Annotated in this window: 17 protein-coding genes; 1 reads left to right on the top strand and 16 read right to left on the bottom strand. The window is 61.6% G+C overall.

Features of this window, described 5'->3' with window-relative positions; all coding sequences use genetic code 11:
* Positions 1 to 4 precede the first annotated feature (4 nt).
* Positions 5 to 589: a methyltransferase domain-containing protein gene (locus tag MRX98_RS02325; RefSeq protein ID WP_246902678.1), complete on the top strand. Its 585-nt coding sequence runs from the start codon at positions 5 to 7 to the stop codon at positions 587 to 589.
* 89 nt (positions 590 to 678) lie between these two features.
* On the opposite strand, the gene MRX98_RS02320 is transcribed toward MRX98_RS02325, so the two are convergent.
* From MRX98_RS02320 to MRX98_RS02245, 16 genes are all read right to left on the bottom strand, one after another.
* Positions 679 to 1,935: a glycosyltransferase family 2 protein gene (locus MRX98_RS02320; RefSeq protein ID WP_246902676.1), complete on the bottom strand. Its 1,257-nt coding sequence runs from the start codon at positions 1,933 to 1,935 to the stop codon at positions 679 to 681.
* Entirely contained in the window at positions 1,932 to 2,960 is a 1,029-nt protein-coding gene (locus tag MRX98_RS02315; RefSeq protein WP_281432155.1) for a glycosyltransferase, read from the bottom strand. Before MRX98_RS02315 ends, MRX98_RS02320 begins: the two co-directional genes overlap by 4 nt.
* Before the next feature lie 6 nt (positions 2,961 to 2,966).
* The gene (locus MRX98_RS02310; RefSeq protein WP_246902672.1) at positions 2,967 to 3,926 is read right to left on the bottom strand and encodes a glycosyltransferase family protein; all 960 of its coding nucleotides are present in this window, start codon (positions 3,924 to 3,926) and stop codon (positions 2,967 to 2,969) included.
* Entirely contained in the window at positions 3,923 to 4,921 is a 999-nt protein-coding gene (locus tag MRX98_RS02305) for a class I SAM-dependent methyltransferase (protein WP_246902670.1), read from the bottom strand. Before MRX98_RS02305 ends, MRX98_RS02310 begins: the two co-directional genes overlap by 4 nt.
* An 85-nt stretch (positions 4,922 to 5,006) precedes the next feature.
* Entirely contained in the window at positions 5,007 to 7,508 is a 2,502-nt protein-coding gene (locus MRX98_RS02300; RefSeq protein WP_246902668.1) for a hypothetical protein, read from the bottom strand.
* Positions 7,505 to 8,266 (bottom strand): hypothetical protein, encoded by a 762-nt coding sequence (locus tag MRX98_RS02295; protein WP_246902666.1) that lies wholly within the window; start codon positions 8,264 to 8,266, stop codon positions 7,505 to 7,507. Before MRX98_RS02295 ends, MRX98_RS02300 begins: the two co-directional genes overlap by 4 nt.
* Before the next feature lie 26 nt (positions 8,267 to 8,292).
* On the bottom strand, positions 8,293 to 9,396 hold the full coding sequence (locus MRX98_RS02290; RefSeq protein WP_246902664.1) for a bifunctional UDP-sugar hydrolase/5'-nucleotidase: 1,104 nt from the start codon (positions 9,394 to 9,396) through the stop codon (positions 8,293 to 8,295).
* A 55-nt stretch (positions 9,397 to 9,451) separates the two neighbouring features.
* A complete protein-coding gene (locus MRX98_RS02285; protein ID WP_246902662.1) occupies positions 9,452 to 9,868 on the bottom strand; it encodes a hypothetical protein in 417 nt (138 codons plus the stop codon).
* A complete protein-coding gene (locus tag MRX98_RS02280) occupies positions 9,865 to 10,977 on the bottom strand; it encodes a bifunctional UDP-sugar hydrolase/5'-nucleotidase (RefSeq protein ID WP_246902660.1) in 1,113 nt (370 codons plus the stop codon). The genes MRX98_RS02285 and MRX98_RS02280 overlap by 4 nt, the downstream gene beginning before the upstream one ends.
* A gap of 179 nt (positions 10,978 to 11,156) precedes the next feature.
* Complete coding sequence (locus MRX98_RS02275; RefSeq protein WP_246902658.1) at positions 11,157 to 12,626, bottom strand: hypothetical protein; 1,470 nt, start codon at positions 12,624 to 12,626, stop codon at positions 11,157 to 11,159.
* 234 nt (positions 12,627 to 12,860) lie between these two features.
* Positions 12,861 to 14,339 carry a CAP domain-containing protein gene (locus tag MRX98_RS02270; RefSeq protein ID WP_246902657.1) on the bottom strand — a complete coding sequence of 493 codons (1,479 nt, stop codon included), beginning with the start codon at positions 14,337 to 14,339 and terminating at the stop codon, positions 12,861 to 12,863.
* A gap of 199 nt (positions 14,340 to 14,538) precedes the next feature.
* A complete protein-coding gene (locus MRX98_RS02265) occupies positions 14,539 to 15,318 on the bottom strand; it encodes a class I SAM-dependent methyltransferase (protein ID WP_246902656.1) in 780 nt (259 codons plus the stop codon).
* Between the two features lie 25 nt (positions 15,319 to 15,343).
* Entirely contained in the window at positions 15,344 to 17,410 is a 2,067-nt protein-coding gene (locus tag MRX98_RS02260) for a TonB-dependent receptor plug domain-containing protein (RefSeq protein WP_246902655.1), read from the bottom strand.
* A 5-nt stretch (positions 17,411 to 17,415) separates the two neighbouring features.
* Positions 17,416 to 18,765 carry a sigma-54-dependent transcriptional regulator gene (locus MRX98_RS02255; RefSeq protein ID WP_246902654.1) on the bottom strand — a complete coding sequence of 450 codons (1,350 nt, stop codon included), beginning with the start codon at positions 18,763 to 18,765 and terminating at the stop codon, positions 17,416 to 17,418.
* The gene (locus MRX98_RS02250) at positions 18,766 to 20,277 is read right to left on the bottom strand and encodes a sensor histidine kinase (protein ID WP_246902653.1); all 1,512 of its coding nucleotides are present in this window, start codon (positions 20,275 to 20,277) and stop codon (positions 18,766 to 18,768) included.
* On the bottom strand, positions 20,274 to 21,269 hold the full coding sequence (locus MRX98_RS02245) for an ABC transporter substrate-binding protein (protein WP_246902651.1): 996 nt from the start codon (positions 21,267 to 21,269) through the stop codon (positions 20,274 to 20,276). The genes MRX98_RS02250 and MRX98_RS02245 overlap by 4 nt, the downstream gene beginning before the upstream one ends.
* Between the last annotated feature and the right edge of the window lie 25 nt (positions 21,270 to 21,294).

Here is a 21,294-nt window from a genome sequence, read left to right as displayed (position 1 = left end):
CAAGATGACCATATTCCGCGATCGATATCTCGGGCAACATTTTCACTTGCCACTTCTCATCTACGATGTCGGAAGCCAGGATGTTAATGGCAGCTATAAGGGAATCTTCGCCAACTCGCTTTGGCGATATCGTGGGGTGGATATGGCACCGGGAAAGAACGTGGACATTGTTTTGCGCCATCCCTATAGGTTTCGTACCATTCCTTCACGATCGGCGGATGTCGTAATTTCAGGGCAGGCTTTTGAGCATATCGACTATTTCTGGATTACTATGCTGGAGATTACCCGGGTACTTAAACCCAGCGGTCTATGTTGTATTTTAGCCCCATCCGCCGGACCCGAACATCGGTATCCCAAGGACTGCTGGCGTTTTTTTCCCGATGGCATGCGGGCGGCGGCGGCCTTCGCCTGTTTAGAAGTGGTGGAGGCAAGCACTCAATGGAATGATCTTGGCTATGAGGATGGCAGCGACCAGTGGCACGACACCATGCTGGTTGCCCGAAAGCCCGATCATGGTCGCTGGGGAAACTTTTTGTGCGGTTTTTACTGTTGGATTCGTCACTTGGCGCTAACGTTCCGGAAACCTTGAAATTTGTAGATTTGCAGACAGCGCCTTTATTTCATAATTCGCACAACCCCGGCATAATACGATTTTCATTGCAGCTGCTTTACCTACAATCAGAATCGCAGCGGCGAAATGATGTCGGCATCACGGTGCGTGATCACGTGCTGAGCTACTGCAACAGCCAACAGGGTTTGATTCAAGGTGGTGCAGGGGCGCTGCGTGAATAGTTCGATGGGTGCCACTGCATAATTGCGATGCAGTGGGAAACGTCGCTGCCATGTTTCGCTTTCCGGACCCTGAAATTGCAATGGCCTGGGCGGGCGCCTTGATGTGAGCATGCGACCTGCCAACAAATAGGTGTCGATGATCGCACCAGCAATCCGATCCTGCCGCCGCGCCTGAGCCACCGATTGGGTGCGGCCATGCCACCGGTAGGCGTACAGATAGTCCGGGACGAAGAGCAGCGGCTCGACAAGACTGGCACGCAGGGCGAATTCATAATCTTGACATCCCGCATACCGTTGCTGATATGGTCCGATGTCGTCGAATAGGTCCCTGCGGATCACTTTCAGATGGCCGGCCACCATTCCCCGCATTATCAGGTGGCTGGGGCGCTCATCCCGCAGACGCGCCCTCAGCAGGCGCCCCTGCGCATCGATGTCCAGCATGCGCGTGCTGATGTAGCGGGCACGCGGGTATTGGCGGATGCGACGTTGCAGCACACGCAGGCAGTTCGCTGGCAGTAGATCGTCGCAGTCCAGGTGCACGATCCATGGGTACCGGGCTTCTCTCACCGCCTTGTTCAGGGTGGCGCAGATGCCCAGGTTGGCCGGATTCTGGAAAATCCGCGCATGGCGCCGCAATGGAGAGGGGACCGCAACGGCCAGCTGCTTGAGCCCCACAGCCGGATCATCGTTAACCAGCACAATCTCCAGGGGTACCTGCGGTGTTTTTTTCATGGCACGCGCGACGGAGGACAGGCACGCTTGCAGAAAACCCAGGTGTCCATAAAAAGGTATGGCCACCGTGAAAGCGGGTTGCATGGGAGTCGCCCGGGGTTGCCGCCGCTGGGTCCTCTCGGCCAGGGCCATGAATTCCCGCATCCATTCCGATCTCAATTCCGGGGGGATCAAGGGGCGTTCAGGCTCGGCGATGTCCGCGGGCAGGACTTCGGGAAACCGGTCCAGGATGGCAAGGGTGTCCCGCTGATTCTGCCAGGCAAAAACGCGGTCAACGCCGGTGCGGGCCATAAGCGTCCCCCATGCCCGGTCCAGCGGGTCGGGGTGAGAATGGTCACCCTGCGACACTCTTCGATGATAAAGCCGTCGCAATACCGCGCGCACGATGCTCTCCAGTGGATTCTCGCTCATGTAAGGTTCCGCGCGGATGTGATGCCGGCGATGCGTCGGCTACCGGGCGGCATGGCCTCGGGCCGTTTCGAGAGGTAGAAAAAGCGGCCTCCCAGATGGCGTCTGGCCGATTCCGTCGCGATCACCTGTCTGTCGGGCATCAATCGATGCAGATCGGAGACGATTTCCGGGTCCGCCACAATGGGGTCGCCAAACCGCCATGCCGTGAAACAAGCCCGGCCGGTCTCTAAAAGCGAGAGCCCCAAGTAGTCGGCCAATCGGTGCAGAATCTCCGGGATCGCCTCCCAGTCGGTTGCCAGAAAAGCGGCATGGACCGTTCCGGAAGCCGCGCGTTGCCGAGGGGCATGCACGGCGCTGATCGCCTGGTCGGACACCGTGTAGTCGTAGAGCACCTCTTCCACCATGGCGACTTTGAAAAAGCGCAGCCACAGGGCCCACAACGCGAAGTCCTCGCAATGGGCCGTTGCCGGGTCGTGGGAATAGCCTCCCAGCAGCCAAAACAGATCACGCCTGGCCAGGATGCTGCCGTGGGGGAAAGGGCAGCCTACGGAGGCGGTGAATTTCAATACGCCTTCCCAGCTGCCCGGCCGGATGAGATCCACATCCATCTCGTTGCCGCTGGTGTGCACGAGTCGCATGCCGGTGCCGGAAATGGTCAGGTCCGGATCCGCCCCGAAAAGGGCCAACTGCCTGGTCAGCTTGCCGGGCCGCCATGCGTCATCGCTGTCGATACGGGCGATAAGCTCATGGCGGGCAAGGTTGAGACCGGTGTTCAGGCCGAAAACGAGGCCGTTGTTGCGTTCGAGACGGATGAGGGTGACGCGCGGGTCAGCGAAAAGGTCCGCCAGCTTAGGGTGGGAGGCAATGGGGACCGCGCTGCCGTCATCGATGACCAGCAGCTCCATGGGTAGATCGGTTGCCTGTGAGAGGACGGAGGCGGCTGCTCTGTGAAAACGCTCGATCCAGACACCGCTTGATCTGGGGCAAAAGGACGGAAGAAGAATGGATATGCCATCGAAGGCCATGGCGGTTCAGCTCGCCTCTTTTTCGCCGGACAGGCGCTGATACAGTCGGACGATGATCCGCCGAGCTGGAAACGGCAACTGGTGCCAAGCTTTGCGCAGACGGCCCCACAGCAGCAAAGCTCGCGGGTCGGCGTCGGCGTTGCCGCATGCCGGCATGCCATGGCGCGCTGTCCCATCGGCGTTGAGGTGCAGCGCCATCCGGACCAACGCGTCGCCGGCCAGCGGGAACATGGTGCGTTCTATCTGCTCGCGGATTCTGAGCGCATCCCGTTCCCATGCCTTGGGGTTGCGCTTGACGGCCGTATTGCCGTCCGAAGTGATGCGAAATTCCGAAAGGGTGATGCCCAGCGGCTCGAAGCGGAAGCCCAATGCCAGCAGATTTAAAAGAAAGCTCCAATCCTCGGTGTAGTCCAAAGTTTCATCGAACAGCGGTCGTGTCTGCGTCAGGCGCGTGCAGCGGACGGCATAACTGTTGATGGGGATGAAATTTTCCACCACAAGGCGCGAGAAGTGCATGGGGCGGTAACCCGCTTCCGGTGCATCGGGCAGCCGGCGCTTGTTGCTGGCCGCGTAAACCACATCGGCGCCGGTGGCGCTGAAGGCCTGGGCCATGCAGCGGGTGAACATGGGGTAGACGATATCATCGTCATCGAGGAAGAACAGTGCGTCGAAGCCCCCGTTCTCATAGCACCAGGCCAATCCCACATTGAGCGGGTATCCCCTTCGGCGCCGCACTTCCGCCGCATGAAGCAGTTGCATCGGCAGGTCCACCCGGCTGCAGAGCGTCTGCACGGATTCGAACACCTCCGGGCTGGCATGCACCGTGACCACCGCTGTGCAGGCCGGCCGCTGGCAGCGCAGCGACTCCAACGCTTCGACCAACAGCTCGGGACGATTGCCCTGGGTGCGGACGATGGCCCCGAAGCGCATGTCGGAAGCGACTGTTTCAGCGGGCGCGGGGATCAAACCGCCCCCCGCAACCTGGCCCTGAGCCGGGCGATGTCGGCGCGCGCCATGCGCATCAAGCGCGCGGATAAGGGTTCCGCTAGGCGCTGTTCCAACACCTCGATCCAACGTCCCCTTTCCTCGTAAAGGCCGGCGAGATGATCGAGCCGCTCCTCAAGCCCTTGTATGTAGCGACCCCGCCGGGCGTCGTTCGCGGCGATTTCCTCCACCCGCTCCTCCAGGTCGCGCGCGTAGGTTCGGGTTGTCCCGAGCTCCCAGTCAACTGCATGCAGGCGGTTTTTGAGCTCTTCCGTTCGTCGGCAAAGTGTGACCCGTTCGCCGAGGCACCGGAACAGGTGTCGGACCCATTGGGCCGCCGGCGGCGATAGGTGGAACAGGATCTCGGTGCCGGGGGGCTGGTGCTGGCCGACGGCCAGCACACCCAGGCCGCTGCTGTGCTGGAAGCAGAAAGATGGATAGCGCTCCGATAACTCTTTCCACAGCCGCCACACACCGAAATCGTCCTGGGTGACATGGGTGTCGTGAAGCAGCACCACGCCGGCGGGACTCATTTTCGGCAGCCAGGCATCGAAATCATGGCGCACCGCCGCATAGGTGTGCAGACCGTCAATGTGCAACAGGTCCACCGTGCCATCCGCGAACCGGTGCAGTGCTTCATCGAACGTCATCCGCAACAGCTCTGAAAAATCGGCATAACGGACGGTGTTGTATTGCGCCAGCTCGTCGAACACCCCGGGGCCGTAATGGCCGGACTGGGCGTCCCCCTGCCAGGTGTCCACGGCAAAACAGCGGGTCGGCAGGTCCAGGGTCTTGACCGCTTGGCAGAAGGCGCAATACGAATCTCCCTTGTGGGTGCCGAGCTCCACGAACACGCGGGGCTTGAAAAAAGAGATGGAAAACAGCGCAAAGGGCAGGTGGCCGTGCCATGAGGAGACATCGGTCAGCCGTTCCGGCGTATCGAAGGCATGAGGCGAATGGAAAAGGGCGTCGAGCATGGCGGTTAAGCGTGTTGCTCCGGAGATCGCCGACGGTGCGGCGGTTGGTGGATAGGGGTGCTATGGCGTGTCAAAAGGAGACGCATCAGTCCAGATAAAGCACATCCACGCGATTTTCGAGAACTTCTCCGAAAATGCCCAGCCCAAGGATGGGCTGTTCGCTGAACAAACGCAGCGTATGGGTTTCCGTAGGAATGCCATGGAAGATGTTTTCAATCACGTCAACGGTATTGTTCAGGCCGGCAAGTCCATTAGGTATATTGTACCAGAGAAAATTGCCGTTGTTCAGTTGATTGCCGAGCGCATCATAGGGAATCGCCCAGATATCCGTTTTCCGGCCGGCTGGGTTCAGCAGGGCCAGGCCCAGCCAATCCCGGCTCAGTTCGGGCACATATTTGATACTCAATTCGGTTTTTGCATCGTGCTCCGTCATCAGCGGCATTGCGGCCAGTCCGCTATTGTCACCGACAAAGAGCTGGTAGCCGCCTACTTCCTGGTCGGCCTCGATTCTGGCCCAGGCCAGTCCGGGGTTCCACTGTTCGCCTACCAGCGCTTGAACCGATCCCCGCCAGACGCCTTGGGGCGCGATGGTGAAGGTGCGCGTGGCCCCGGGGGTTCCCCGGGCGCTGTATCCGGTCACCACAACGGCTGCCGGTGCGTTGTTGTTATTGACGATGGCGGCCTCGGTGGTCCAACCATCATAGGTGGCCAGATGGGGAAGATAGAGGGTCCGCCCCGTGAGCTGGTTACGCAGGAGCGGCACTCCTGCCAATCCGGCTTGTCCGTCGGGACCGTAGAACCCCCACAGCACGAATCCTTCCAGGGGTTGCTCGGATGTCAAGGAAGCCCAGGTGGTGTCCTCAGGTATGGAGCCGAATACCTCCAGCGGGGCGGCGAAATGTTGACCGGGCGCCAGGATGAAGGCGCTTTCGGCCAAAATACGCCCCGCATCGTTCAATGCCGCCATCCTGACTGTCGTCTGGTTTTGGGGGTGGGTGTTCATCACCGCCAGTCCGGTGTACCACGGGCCTTCGTGAAGGGTTCGCGGAACCACAAGCCCGCGGGACGGTGTCCCGCCCAAGGGGATGCTTGTCCTTTGATTCCCCATTGTATAGCTGAAAAAACCCCTGTGGGGGGAATCGGCATCCAGATGGAGGATCTTGGCGGTCCTGGCGGATGATGCCTCGCTGCCGTCCACAACAGTGCCGAGGTTCGCATGCACGCGGGCGTTTTCCGGCACCTGGAGGTCGCTGTGGCCGATGAGGGCCCGGTCCGGGCCGAACAGGTTGAGCCGTGCGCTGTTATTGTGCTGTTCCCGCCCAATGAGGGTAAGGTTGGTTTCCCATCCGCCAGCCGTGGCCAGGTGGGGAATCAGGTCGGACGGCGAGCTGAAAAAGCTGATATTGTAGAATGCGCCCAAGGTTGCGCCGGGGATCACCCTTATGTAATAGTCACCATCCGCGCCGACATTGGTATGCCGAACGCCATTGGGGATCGATGATCCCACCTCAGTGCCGTCGGCGTCGAAGAGGCGAATATCCAGATCGTTCGCCGGGGAAAGCATGAAAGTATAGAAATCGTCGCCTTTACCCAATACCACGCGGTACCAATCCTCGTTCCGGGCGTTGCCCCAGAAAAAGCGGCCTTTGATGCCATCCGTTATCGGGTAGGCTGTCTGCATGGTCGTGTTGGGTTCGAAGCGGTCATCGCTGCCGTCCGGGTGGCTGTCGACGATGGCCCGCACGGTGTTGCGATCGAGGTAGGGGTGATTGCCTCCGACCGATGTGGGAAACCACATGAAGTCCGGGTGATTGCTCACGCTGTCCCCTGTCCATTGCCCGCGGCTATCCAGTAGCGCCCCGGAGGCGTCGATGTCCAGCAGGTAGGTGTAGGTTTCGCTGCGTGACAGGGTGCCCGTGAAATCCGGCGCGACGCTGTTGTCCGCCATCCAGACGGTGCAGGTGACATGCCGGGTGTTGCCGCTGTCGACCCATGTCATCTCGTATCGGTAAACCGGGTAGCTCCACACCTCCACGCCCGGATCCATGTCCATCACGATCGGCAGCCCCTGGATGCCGATGTAGTTGATCAAAGTCTGGTGGAAGCCGCCGATGCCGCCCGGGTGGATATCCGCATGGTCCTGACCGGGGCCGGTATAACGGCTGCCATACACCACGGCGGAGTAGTTGTTGCGGTAATAGGAGGTCAGCAGGCCCTTCTTGTCTCCCACGGCAAAGGGAATTCCGTTCAGGGTGCCGGCCCGGACAGCCTCCGGTTCCAGAATGGATGCCGCCGCCCAGGCATCGCACAACCCGTGCCATGCGGGCGCGGTGGGATCATATTCGGTGGCCCGGCCGGTTTCCATCGCCATGCCCGGATAAAAACCTTCCACATAGGCATCGTACTTTTTCAAAGGCGCGGGATGGTCCGAATAGCCGTTGACCAGGCCGCCCTGGTTCTTCGGCCACCAATAGCCGGACCAGGGAATCCGGTTCGCCGGAACGGAGGCCGCGTCGTACCCGGCCAAAGTGGTGGCAACCATCGAGATCCAAGCGAAAATCGACCAGACGAGTACTTTGTTGATCACTGCGCCCCCCTTGCCAGCCAGGCCCGGCACGATGGGCTTTCGGTGTACAGCGCCCAAGGCAAGCGGGGAACCCAATATTGGGTGAATAGCATTTCACCGGCCTTTTCGATCCGATACATCGTGCCGACAATCGGCGGCGACAAGAAGGGCGCGATATCGGCCCGCGCTGCCTCCGGAACGGTTTCCAGCAGCGACGCGGGTTGGACATCGGAACGGGACTGGCTGATCGTTTCTGCGGTCAAGCGTCGCCCATTGAGATAGCGCTGCAATTGGAAAGTGCCGTTGGCATCTTCCGGGGCGAGAAGGGGAAAATGGTAAGGTATCGCTGAAAAAAGCGGGTAGATCGGTGCGTTGCTTTCAATCACCACATCGCGATACACCGTTTCGCCCCTGATGTTGTCGGTGAGGCCAATGCGCCGAAGCTGGCCGGACGGCCTTTCAAAAAACAGACGGGCCCGGCTGCCCCCTCCCCCATCGACATCCACGATAAAGCCGTCGGTGTCCTCGGAGAAAATGGCGAATCGCCATGTCACCGGAGCGGACCAGCTGCCGTCGGACTGCCGGTATGACGCCCTGACCTGCCACGTTTCGAAGGTGTGCCATGCGGCCGGAAGCTCCGCGCGTGCGCTATCTGCCGGGCAAAGCAGGATTGCCGTCAGAATCATGGCCAGGCCCGCTAGCGTGCGGGCGATTCCCGTTGCTGATCGGACGACGTTCACTTGATGGGTATACGGATGTTGCATGATGCTGTCTTCCACCTCTCCGATGGCTCTTTCGTTTCCCTTCAGCGCTGCATTGGCGGAGTGTTGTCCAATGACAGCCCATAGGCTCTGAAAAACTCTTCCGGAGACATGTGGCGCGCGTTTTCCACCATATCTTTGACCATCGCTTGGCGCGTCTTCTCCCCCTGCCGCGCGCCGTCAAGTTCTGCGTTGAAAGCGGATATCGTTTGGAGCATGCCGGGGTCGTCGGCAATCGTTCGGTCGAGGGTGTGCAATGCGTAGTCCATGGCGGCGACGCGCTTAGACGCAGGGTCCCAGGACAGTTGTATGACCGCCACCTTTTCGCCTTTCCAGCCCGGGCTAATGACCAGGGGACCGCCCTCGATGCGACCATGGTAGGTCTGCCGGTGATGCGAGAGAATCGCGAGATCAATGCCGGGAACGACGCGCAGCAACGCTTTTATCCGGGAAAGCCGCATGTGGGCCGAAAGTATAACGATGTCTGCCTCGGTGCGTGCCTCGGCAACCAGCTCCTGAAGGGCGGCGCCATCAGGAAGTGTCGGACTTGAAGCGGTTCTGATGATCGATTCGGGGTCGATCCAACCGATGAAGGCCACCCGCACGCCATCCATGGTTTTGAATGCAAGGGGCTGCAGTTGCGAGTCCGCCACTTGCGGATTCACATTTGCGCCGAGCAAGGGAAATTCCGCCATATCCGCCAGCTTGCGCAAATGGTTGGGCCCTCCCCGAAGATCCACCGCGCCAATGCTGAAAAGATCGTAACCCATCCGGTTGAGCGCCGAAACAAGCAATTCCGCATGGAGATCCGGAAACTCCTGGCCGGGCGCAAGGAGGTCGCCGTTTTCAATCAGGATGAAAGGCATCGGAGCGAGCGTCTCCCCTGCACTCGCGCGAAGGGTTTGCAGAAATGCGGCCCGTCGGGGAAGACCGCCAAAGGTGATATCGCCGCAGTACGCGCACGGCAGCAGCTGGCCGCGCAAGTCGTTCGTGGCCACAACCACCACTCTCCGCATCGGCTTGGGCGGGGCGGTTTCCTGCGCTGACGCGGGCTGCCCAAGGGGAACCAGCAGCAGGGCCGCCAAAATCAGCAAGACGCAGGCGACCGTGCGCGGCGGAACGGTCCGAAGGCCGGTCATCTGGCCCATGCTCCCTCCTTGTTCTAAGAATCGGGTCCTGAAGGACTTCCGATGCTTCAACGGGTCAACGGCTGAACAGATCCTTGAGCGTTCCGGACGGCGCCAGGCACCAACCATCATTCTCGTACCGCCACTGCTCCTTGAGTTGGATACCTTTGAGCGTGAATCCTTGCACCACCGCGTCGAAAACCACTGTGACTTCACCGGCTTTTCCATCCTCGGTCAGCACGACCTCCTCGATGCGAAAGGCCGATGTGTCCAGGTTGGCGCCCTGGATGTATTGGGTCCGGGACTGCTGCTCGCGGACATCCTTGCAGAAAGCGTTATAGGCCTTGTCCCACTGCTTCTCCTGCTTGTACTGCCAATGGGCCGTGACACTTTTCAGCAATTCGGCGTGCGGATCCTGTTCGCCCCAATGGGCGCATCCGGCAAGCAGAAGCAGCGCCAGCAGGCCGGCCATTTGCGATGCATGCAGTTTCATTGTTCCTGCTTTCGGTTCAAACGGTGGTCATAGTTTTTGAGAAACTCTTCCGGTGACATGTTGCGGGTCTCCTCCACCATGCTGGAAGCTTTCTGCTGTCCGATGATCTTGCGCAGCGCATAGGCCTCGGCGCGGGCGTTGTCGATCTGGTCGTTGAGGGCCTGCGTCATATCGAAAAACGACGGATCGTCGGGAAGCGATTCATCCAGGGCGAAAAAGGTCACGTCCGCCCGCGGCGCTGTGCCGTTTTTACGGCCAAGGTCCACTTCCACATCCAACACGCCGACGAACTGTCCATTGCTGCCAGGGCTCATCAGCAGCATACCCGCCGGGGTTTCGTCGTGGAAAGGATCGCTGGAGAATCCCGTCACGGTGATGTCGACACCGGGGATGTCCTCGGTAAGGGCCGCGGCCTGAAAGGGGGTCATCTGGGCCATCAGGATCACCAGGTCGGCCTGATCCCCGATTTCCTCGATCAAGGTCCGCAGGGCCTGGTGCGGAGGGCCCGATTCCACCCCACCGGAGGCGGCAAGGCGGTCGGGCCCGACCATTCCGATCATGGCGACGCGCACGCCGCCAATGGTCTTGACCATGTAGGGCCGCCAGGGTGTGTCGGCCGCCTTGCGCCGCACATTTCCACCGATCAGCGAAAAGCCGGCGGGTTGGACCATGCGGTCTATCACGGCATCGCCTTGTGTGAGCTCAGGCGCTCCCAAATTGATTACATCGTACCCCATGCGGTTGAAGACGGCCGCGTAGAATTCGGCATAAAAGAGCTGGAATTCAGATTCCCGGCCGAAGAAGGCGCCGTTGTCGATCAACAGCAGCGGCACAGCCTCCTCAGCCGATTCCTGCCGCAAGAAGTGCACAAAACTCATCCGCCGGGGCAGGCCGCCGATGCTTTCGCCGGTGCAGTGCCAGGTGGGCAGCAGGGTTCCCTGCAGGTTCCCGGTTACGAGGATGCGCAGTCGCTGGGATGGGGCGGCGTCTCCGGCCATGGCCGGAACAGGTCCGGCAACGAATGCAAGGGCGAGCAACGCGAGCAGGGCCGTGCGCCGAAGATAAGCGGCGATTTCCCGGGGAAACCGTTGGAGGGTCGGATCGTGCATGTTCAATTCCTGTTACTTGGCTGATTCGGGCAAACTGAATGGAAAAGAGGGGCCGCCGGGCCCCTCTTTCGGTAAACCGGAACTGCTTTGGATCTTTTGCCGGCCGGGGCCGCCCGCAAGGGGGAAGCGCCCGGCCGGTGGGGGGTTCTGGTATCAGTCGTCAATCGGACCGACTGTGGTTATGGCAGCATGTGGCCGCCGCTGGTCAGAATAGGCAGATAGCCCTGGGCCATGGTGCCGTTGCCGATGAACAGGAAGCCGTAGAAGGCGCCGCTCTCGGAGCCGGCGTAAATGGCGTAGGACTCGTCGCCGAATTCCGCGTCGGTGTGGCTCGGGGCCAGGACGGGGTTGACCACGTCCGCCACCGTGCCCACGACCATCTCGTTGCCCGGAACGGTAACCTGGCCGATGTACATGTCGCCGTCGGCTTCGACAATCTGCACGTCGATGGTCACCGGTGTGGACAGCGGGTTGGTGAACACCAGGCCGTTGAACCAGGCGCCGCCCGCGGTAGCCGCGGCATAGGGGAATACGGCGGCCATGGGGGTGCCGGCCGGATCGAAGAACTCCATGGCATCCCAGTCGATTGCGCTGAAGCTGGAACCGCAGGGAATCAGGTTTGCGAAAATGTCGATCGTCCAGACGCCCGGCGTAATGGGCACGCAGGTGTCATATTCATAAGCGGCGACGATCCGATAGGAGCCCGGGCCGGTCAGGGTGGAAGTAACCGTGATTTCAGAAGTTTCGGCCGGATCCATTGTCAGGTCGGCCTCGCCCAAACGGTTGCGGCGGTTGGTCACGGTCGCGGCCACGCCAAGGCCATTGATGTTCACCCAGGATCCGGCTTCCAATTTTTCGATGTAGATCGCCTCGAAGCCAACCCCTGCTTTGGCGCCGGTGGTCTTTCCGATGACGAATCGGTAGGGGCCGTTCAGGGCGCCGGAAGCATTGTCGGTGAACCGGAAGATGCACTCTTCGCCGAACCCGATGCCGCAATCCTCACCCTGTCCGAGTCCGGAGACAGTGATGATGTCATAGGGCAGGGCCTTGCCGCAAAGGTCGAAGGCAATGGAGCGGGCTTTAACGGTGGCGACATAAATGTCGCCGGAGTAGGTGTTGAACAGGTTGTCCGCATAGCTGACCAGCACCAACTGGCGGTTGGGGTCACTGGCGGTGTACTGGGTGCCGGCGATGTTGAAGCACAGGGCGCTGGCATCGTCGTGCCCGAGCACCACCGTTTCGTCGGCTACCGAGTCAACGTTGATCTGGATGGAGAAGAAATCCTGGCCCGCGATGGCGACGACATAGTAGTCGGCCGCCAGAGTTGCGTCGCCATAACGGTCGCCAGCGGTCGGGGTCCATTCTTCGATCAGGGTTCCACCGTAATCGTAGGAGGCGGCGAAGGTGCGGCTGATGGTGGCGCCGCCGAGCAGTTCCCCGACAATAGCTTGCTCGGGTGGGCCAGCTTCGAACAGATCGGCAGCTGTTGCGCCCTGGAGTGTAATGGCGCCGACGCGCTCGGAGGTGCCCTGTTCCGTCACGCGGATACCGAAGTTGGCGGTGACGTTGTAGGAATCGGCGAGGGCGGCCCCCGCAGCCATGGTGACAATCAGCATTGCGGCCAAGGCAATCAATGTAAATCGTTTCATACTGTTTCCTCTTTATTCGTGGGTTAAAATGAAATTGCCGAGCTTGCACATCACATAAAATAAGATCAAACCGCTTTCGTTTTTATGCATCCCCCCTTTCACATACGCCTGTTGACATGAAACATAGCAGTGCTTCCGGTTCCGGCGGAACGCCTTCGGCGTTTGGTCGGCGTAAGGCCAATCCCCTGGCATGCGCAAGGCATTTCGGCCTTCCTCCTTGCATCCCCGACGGTATCATCGAGGCAGCAGGGAATGGTCCAGAAGCACATTTGCCCCTTCGGTTTGCACCCAATAGTCGACGGGTTCATCACCGGGGATGTACAAACGTACCTCGTGAGCCCCCGATTGATCGACGGGGATGGCAAAGGTCCCCGCATCGTTGGTCACGGTTTCGCGGAAGGCCGCATCGTGATGTTCGTCTTCCGCGGTCGAGGCGAGTGTGACTCTTATTCCCGCCAACCCCTCGCCGAGGTTGTGGAGCCAGTTATGATCTTTGTCTATATAAACGGAGCCGACGATATAGTCTACATCGGAGTTGGGTGTCACGCCTAACAGCACCGTTGCCGAAATGTCGCCGCTTCTGCCGCCGGTCCAAGGATCGTGCACACTCGCCGCAATGGCGACGCCGATGTCCTTGACCCGTTCGTCAAGCAGTTTCAGTGTGCCGAGGGTTCTGTAATATGCCATTTCCCCCAGGACCAGATCCGTGAAAAGCGTGTCCAGGGCTTGCCGTCCATCGCCGATGTCGGAGAGGGCGGCCATGGAAAGGGTATATGCGCTTTGGACCGGGATGTACCCGGCTTCCGAAAGCTGCTGCGCAATGTGTTCCGGATTCGGCGCCAAATATTCATGGGGAACGCCCCCTGTTTCGTCGGCCAGCCGGCCGGCAACCAGTTCGAGCACGGCGTTGGAAACGAGCGGCGGCGCGGCGGCATAAAGGAAATCATCCGGCGGGAAGGCGGATTCGGCAAAAAAGCTTGCTGCATCCAGGCCCAGCGACTGGACCACTCCCGCCGGGTCGGCGCGGAACTGGTTGATCATGGCCGTGAGCTGGCGGGACATTTGGCGCATTTCGCTTTTCTCGAAAACCAAAGGCTGCCCGAAGTAACATGTCACCATGTACACGTTGTAATTCAAGCCATTGAGCATCATGGGCCCTGAGTCGAACGCGATGCCGACATGCTGGAATGCCGGCTGTAAAAATGTCAGCTGTGCGCTCCGGGACGGGTCGAGCTCTCGCCGGAGAAGGCTGTCAAAAATTTGACCCACCGCCTGTTGCGGGTCTATGAAGTTGAAAAACCCAACCAGTCCAATACCTTCCCCGGTGAGCCGGGCAAAATAACCTTGTCGGCGCAGCCGCTCGGCCAGGGGCAGGCCGTCGGGGTCATCGTAGGCGAAATGGTTGGTGGCCAGCATGTGGGCGGTGTGCCGGCGAGCTGTCTCTCCGAGGACAGTCTCGGCCTCGAGCGGAGGCAAGCCATGATCGAGGGAAGGGGCGAGCCCGGGCCGAATCAAGGCCAGTTCGTCGGCGGACACGCCGATGGTGGCGGCGACGCCGGCGGGATTTGAGCGGGCGGAATTGAACAGATGGAGCAGTTGCGTCGCCATCTCCTCGCGAAAGTCTGCCCGGCCACTGAACGGTGTGATCAGTAGGACGGATAGCGCCGCCATGAGGATGCACATTTTATACTTGATATGATCGCAGAAGTTCATCGCACGCCGTCGGGTTTGGTGTTGGCTCGAACATCATCTGACAACAAGCAATTTGTGTACCACGGTGTGTGGTGGCGGTTTTGCAGATGACAACCAATTGAAAAATCAGTTTATCTATGGTTTGCACGTTTTGGTGATCGTAGATGAAGGGGAGGCATTAGCGTGGAGATTGGTTGAATTCAGCCAGTCGTGGCCGGATTCAACCAGATGTTTGTTCAACATCCCTATCAAGTAGCAGTGCAGGTGCCGCCTCGGACGTGGACAGGGTGTACCAATGGTGCTCCGCCAGCTTCTGTCTAAACCGGGCCTTAAAACCGATCTCTTCCAGGCAGCCCAGGAAGGTGCCGGTATGATAGTAAAAATCGACCTCTGAGCAGCCATCCTCCTCATCATCACTGAGAAAGACCGACAGCAGGATCTTCCCCCCGGGAGCCAGTACCCGGTACAATTCCCTTAAATAGTGCACACTTTCCTGAAGTGGCATGTGAGTGAAGATGGAGGCCAGCAGTACGGCACTGAAGGACGCAGCCGGATAGGGAAAGGCGAAGGCGGATGCGGGTTGTCGTCCTTTGTGGCCATCCAGAGTTTGGTAGCTGCTCTGCAGGCTGAAATAGTGGAAGGCGAAGCGAGGATCCCGGGCACCGATTTGTTCCCTGCACCAACGGATCATGCCCGGGTGGCGATCAAAGCCAGTGTAACTGGAAATGGGTCGTTCCATCAACCGGCGCGCAATACGTCCGCAGCCGCATCCGACATCCAGAAAGGAGGTGCCGTCTGCGGTCATGCCCTCTTCGTCCAGCATGTTAAGGACTACCTCGCCTGCCCAGTTGAATTGGTCCGCCAGGTCATCATGCTGGCCGCATACGAGGCGCATGTAGACTTCAGGAGGCAGGGGTACCTGCGTCGTCGTGTCCTTATTCGGTGAAAATATCTTTATAAATAGTTTATTCAATATGTTGTGGAGTTTGTAGGGTGGCATGGGGATTGGCCTCGTCTGGTAATTATCACCACCGGACGCGAAGTATAAATGTGGCGGTGAAGGGTTCGCTTTGAAAAATGTCGTAGGTACCGGGGGTAGGGTGTCGCCGGTCTGTGAAGTTGCGCAGGGCGATTTCCAGGTCCATGCCGGGTCGGAGGACGTCGCGGATCACGGCGGCGGCATCCAGCCGCCAGAACGCGGGGGCCTGCGTCCGTCCCAAGGCCTCCTGCCGGGGCAGGATCAGATGGCGGGCGGCCACGTGGACGGTGCGCAGGTTCAGGCTCAGGCGGTTCAGGGGCCGCCATGTGGCGCCGGCGGTGAACAGCAGGTCGGCGCCAAGGTCGTAGGGGTAGGTGTTTTCGCCGTAAAGCTCGCGGATGGTGCCGTCGGGTTCCAGTACAATGGCTTCCAGGTAGCGGTACTTTTCATCAGGGCCGCTGTTGGCCGTCCAGGTCAGTCCGGCATGGAGGGAGAGGGTCTTGTGGGGGCGGATGCGCGCTTCCAGTTCAACACCGTAGATCTCCTGGCGGTTGGGCTGGGATAGTCCGGCGTAGGGGTCCTCCAGCACATGGCGGTCGATGCGCTGGAAGAAGCCCGTGGCAGAGGTCTCCAGCCGTTGGTCGGGTTGCCAGGCCAGTTGCAGGTTGGCGCTGTGGATCTCCTCCGGGTCGGGGTGGCTGCCGGTGTGTCGCTGGCGGGAGAAGGGGGTGCGGTAGGCGGTGCCGTACTGCAGCTTGAGGCGCCAACTGCGCGCCGGGGACCAGCCGATGCCGGCGTTGACGCTGGTCTGGTCCGCCAGGTTGGCGTGCATGTCGTGGCGCAAGCCGGCAAAGAGATCGACGGGGCCGAAGGTGTGCATGTACTGGCCGAACAGGGAGGTCATCCGGCTGTGAAAGTCGGTTTCCAAAACGATGGGAGTGAAGGTTGGGTTCTCCGAAGCCAAGTAGCCGGGCAGATACCCGGTCCATATGGGGGCGTTGCGGATGGTGCGGTGTCGGTGGGACAGGCCGCCGGTGAACCGGCCGGCGCCTTGAAAAAGGGTGCGGTCGTAGACCAGCTCCCCATAGCCGGTGGACTCCCTCAGGGTGCGTTTGCGGTCGATCACCTCGTGTTCGTGGGCCAGGTGCGTATAGTAGGCGGTGAGCTTGAGGGCCGAGCGCCAATCCAGGTCGCGCTTGGCCTCCATCTTTAAGAAGCCGAAGGGGGTGCCGCGGGTTTCGCCCCAGGCGATTGCACCGTTGCCGGCGGTCATGGTGTAGGGGGTTTGGTTGAGGGCCAGGCGTCCCGAGAGGTTCAACCAGCCGCCGTGGGCGAAGTGGCCGTAAATGTCCAGGTATTCCGCATCGTCCGGCAAATCCCGGCCCGCCCGCTGCTCGGGGGGCAGGGGCCGGCCGTCCGGGCCGGTGAAGCGCACGATGTTGCGGGCGCGGCTGTCGTGGCGGCCCCGGCGGCCGCTGAGGGAGAGGAAACCGTCCCACAGGCCGCCGTCGTAGCCGGCGTTGACAAAGGCGCCGTGCTGGTCGCCCGGGAGGCCGTAAAAGGCGCCGCTTTCCACCCCTTGCAGGTCCTTGCCGGTCAGGGGCACCAGGTTGACGATGCCGGCGAAGGCGTCCGGGCCCCAGAGCACCGATCCGGGGCCGCTGATGATTTCGATCTGCTTGGCGGACCAGAGGGGCAGCGCATGGTCGATGTGGTGGAGCGCCTTGTTGACTTCCGATTGGACGGGAACGGTGTCGTGCAGAAAGAGGGTGCCGTTGGGGATGCCGCGCTGGTAGGGCAGGGTGCCCCACTCCCGGGGCGCCATCAAAAAGCCGGGCACCGTTTCCAGGGCCTGGCTCAGGGTGTGCGCTCCCCGCTCCCGGAGTTCATCGCGCTCGATCACCCGGGCGATGGCCGGCGCCTGCCAGGCGCTTTGCTCGCGCCGGGAGGCGATGCGCAGCATGGGGGTGCGCTCGCCCACGAACATCAGCAAAGTGTCGTCGGCCGGCGATGCCGGACCAGGGGTTCGGTTGTCCGCCGCCAGGGCCGGGACCCCTAGCGGCAGGGCGACAAGACCGAGGAAGAGAAAGCGAAACAGGATCTGAAGGGCCATGGTGTCTACTTTTGTCTACAGTTCTTCATCAGGGTGCGGAACTTCGCCCGGGTCAGGCCGAGCAGCCGGGCGGCGCGGGACTGATTGCCGGCGGCCTGATCCAGGGCCTGGCGGATCAGGCGCCGCTCGAACCGTTCCAGGTCCAAACCGCCGGCGGGCAATTGAAAGTCGTCGGGGTCGGTGCAACCCGGTGCGCGACGCTCCAGGAAGTCGAGAGCCGCCTGATCGATGGTGGCGGCCTGGCCGGAGAGGATGGCCACGCGCTCCATGGCGTTGGCCAGCTCCCGCACGTTGCCGGGCCATGGGTAGCGCTGCAGCAGCGCTGCGGCGCCGGGGGTCAAGGCGAACGGCCGGCCCCTGTAAATGCGCTCGAGGAAGTGGCGCGCCAGGGGCAGAATGTCTTCCCGCCTATCCCGCAGCGACGGCATGTTCAGGGGCACGACGTTGATGCGGTAAAAAAGGTCCTGGCGGAATCGGCCCCGTGCCGCCAGCACTTCCAGGTCCTGGTTGGTGGCGCAGATGATGCGCGCTTCCACGGGGATCTCCTGGTTGCCGCCGACGCGCTGGATGGTCTTTTCCTGGAGGGTGCGCAGCACTTTGGCCTGGGCCTCCAGGGGCATGTCCCCGATTTCGTCCAGAAAGAGGGTGCCGTCCGAGGCGTATTCGAACTTGCCCGGTTTCTGCCGGTCGGCGCCGGTGAAGGCCCCTTTTTCATGACCGAACAGCTCGGATTCCACCAGGTGGGGCGAGATGGCGGCGCAGTTGATGGCCACGAAACGGCCCTGGCCGCAGGGGCTCTGTTTGTGGATGAAGCGGGCCAGCAGCTCCTTGCCGGTGCCCGATTCGCCCTGGATCAGGACCACGGAGGCCCGCTGGGCCACCTTGACGGCCATTTCCAGCAGCCGGCCCATGGGCTCGGAGGCGTGGATGATCGGCGCTTCGGCGTCGGCTTCGCTGAGCTGCTGCCGCAAGGCGCGGTTTTCGGCCAGCACCCGGGAGAGCTTGAGGGTGCGTTCCACCGTCAGCAGGATGCGTTCTTCCTCGAAGGGCTTGGTGATGTAGTCGGCCGCACCCAACCGCATGGCCTCGACGGCCGAATCCACCGTGGCAAAAGCGGTGATGAAGACGATGGGGCAGGCCGCCTCTTTTTCCCGGGTGCGGCGGAGCAGCTCCATGCCGCTGAGCCGGGGCATCTTGATGTCGCTGATGATCATGTCGAAGGGCTTTTCCTGGATCATGGTCCAGGCCGCGTGGCCGTCTCCGGCCTCGCTCACCTGGTGCCCGGATCCTTTGAGCATGAGGCCAAGAAGATGGCGCATGCGCTCTTCGTCATCCACTACCAATATGCGGGCCATTCAGGTCCTCCTGGCATCGGGGTTGGCAACAGCACAGGTATCTGCGTTCAACACCGGCCCCTTTTCTTGCGGAAGCGAAGGGCCGGCGGTCGGCGGCCCTGTCGTCAGGGGCAGCCGCACGGTGAAAACGGCACCGCCCTCGGGCGCGTTGTCGGCCTCTATGGTGCCGCCGTGGGCCAGGATCACCTGGGCGGCGAAGGCCAGGCCGAGGCCGGTGCCTTTGCTGCGGGTGGTGAAAAAGGGTTCGAAGACCCGTTGGGCGATGGCCGGGTCGATGCCCTCGCCGCTGTCGATGATGGCGGCCCGCCAATAGTCGGTGCCGATGGTGGTGCTGACCCGGACGGATCCCCCGGTGCCGGCGGCGGCACAGGCGTTGTCGATGATGTTGGAAAAGGCGCGGGTCAACAGGTCCCTGTCCGCCCGCGCTGCGGCAATGCGGCCGGGCGCCGGGGATATGTGCATGGTGATGCCGTTGTCGCCATGGGTCATTTGCAGGCGCGCCACCGCATCGGCCAGGGTCTGGTTGAGGTCGATGGTGCGGAAGGCGGGTTTCGCCGGCCGTGAAAATTGCAGGAACGCCTCGATCAGGCGGTTCAGGCGCACGATTTCGTCTTCGATGTAGCCCACCATGGTGTTTTCGGGGTCCAGCCGCGATTCCCGCTTGAGGATGTCCAGGGAGCTTTTGATGATGGCCAGCGGGTTTTTGACTTCGTGGGCGATCATCAACGAAAACTTGCCGATCTCCGCAAGGGCCTTCTGGCGGCTCATCTCCTGGTGCACTTTCTGCAAGGCGGCCTGGCTGTGCTCAAGCGAGTCGAGCATGGCGTTGAAGGAGAATGCCAAGGCGCGCGTTTCCGGCAAACGGCCCGGGATCACCCGCAGTTCGGCATCGCCGCGGCCGATCTGCTGGGCCGCGGCAGTGAGCTGTTTGAGTTCCGTTCCCATGGGACGCGAGACCAGGAAAAACACCAATCCGGCCACCAGGCAGGCGACCACTGAAAACCAAAGGAATTGCCTGCCGATGAGGCGCGTCAGGTCGTTGATGCCGCGGGTGCTGAAATAGATGCGCACCTTGCCGATGTGCACTTCCGCTTCAGGCTGTTTGCTGATGAATGGGTTGGTCTGGCGCAGCGCGTCGTTGAAGAGCAGGTTTTCGCCCCTGGCGCGCTTGAACACCACCGGCGTCTCCACCATGGAAAGGGGGCCGGACTCCGGCCGTTCCAGGTCCACCAGGGTGTTGTCGTCGCTGTCGAGTATCATGACCCGTGCGACGTCCTCCTCACCGAGCAGATTGTGGGCCAGGCTGTTGAGACCCCGGGTGTCGCTGATCAAAACCCCGACTTCGGAATTCATGGCGAGGTAGCGGGCGAGAAAATCGATCCGGTCGTGGAACCGCTCGTGCATGAAGTGGTTGGTCACCTGGATGCCCAGAGTGCCCAGGACCAGTGCCACGGCGCCGATGACCAGAAATGCGGCGATCACCAGCCGTGAATGGATGCTCAAGCGTTTCATGGCGCCTCCCCCGGCCTGTCGGGCGGCGGGGACGCCGTCATCCCCAAGGCTTGCAGCACCCGCTCGTTGAGCACCACTTCATGGGCCGGGTGGGTGGCGGGGCATGGCCGCCCCTGCAACAGGGCCGTGGCGGCCTCCGCGGCCTGCCGGCCGATGGCTTCGTAGTCGCATACCAGGGCCAGGGCGGCGCCGCTGTCGGCGAAGAACTGGTTGTACCCGAAGACGGGGACGCCATGGGTCAGGGCCCGCTTGATGATGAAATGCACCAGGCTTTCGGAAATCACGGTGGCGTCGGGGATCACCCAGAGGGCCTCGATATCATGCCAGTGGCGGTCCAGTACGCTGGGGATCTCCTGCCGTTGGCGGACCGCAAGGGGCACCAGGGTGATGCCGAGGCGTTCGGCCGCCGTCGCCGCCGCCACGGCGAAAGGTTCGTTGTGGGCGGGATCGAAAATCAGCCCGAGGCGTTCCAGGCGAGGGAAGGCGTGCTGGAAGTGGCGCAGTTGCAGATCCGGCGCTAGGCTCAGGGAAATGCCGCACAGGGAAGGCGCTTCGGGCACCACGCGGTGCGGGTGGAGCACCATGCTGTAGACCATGGGGGGCGGTTGGTCCGCAAAGGCGTTCCAGCAAAAGGCCATGGCCTCCGGGCCGACGGATATGAGCAGGTCCGGATCCTGTTTTTGCAGTATGCCGGCCAGCAGGGTGTGCGAGGGGTCGTTGAGCGGATCGAGGAAGTGAACGGTGGGCGTTGCCGCCGCCGCTGCCTGCAAGCCGGCCTCCAATCCTTGCAGCGTTTCCATGTAGGGTTTCAGGTTGGATGACACCACCACCGAGATGCGGGCCGCCTCCGGCGGAACGGCGGTCGCGCCGGCAACGATCACCGGAATCAGTAGGAGAAGGGCCGGCAGCGACAGCAGGATGCGCACGGGACGCCGGAGGGCGGCGGTGCGGCCGGATGACGCGGCCATTGCGTAGCGGCGTTGTTTGGTCAAAGGGCGTTGATCGGCGCCACGGGGC

Origin of the sequence: Desulfatitalea alkaliphila (assembly GCF_022968795.1) — a bacterium.
GTDB classification, from domain to species: domain Bacteria; phylum Desulfobacterota; class Desulfobacteria; order Desulfobacterales; family Desulfosarcinaceae; genus Desulfatitalea; species Desulfatitalea alkaliphila.
This window is presented reverse-complemented; position numbering and strand designations above follow the sequence as displayed.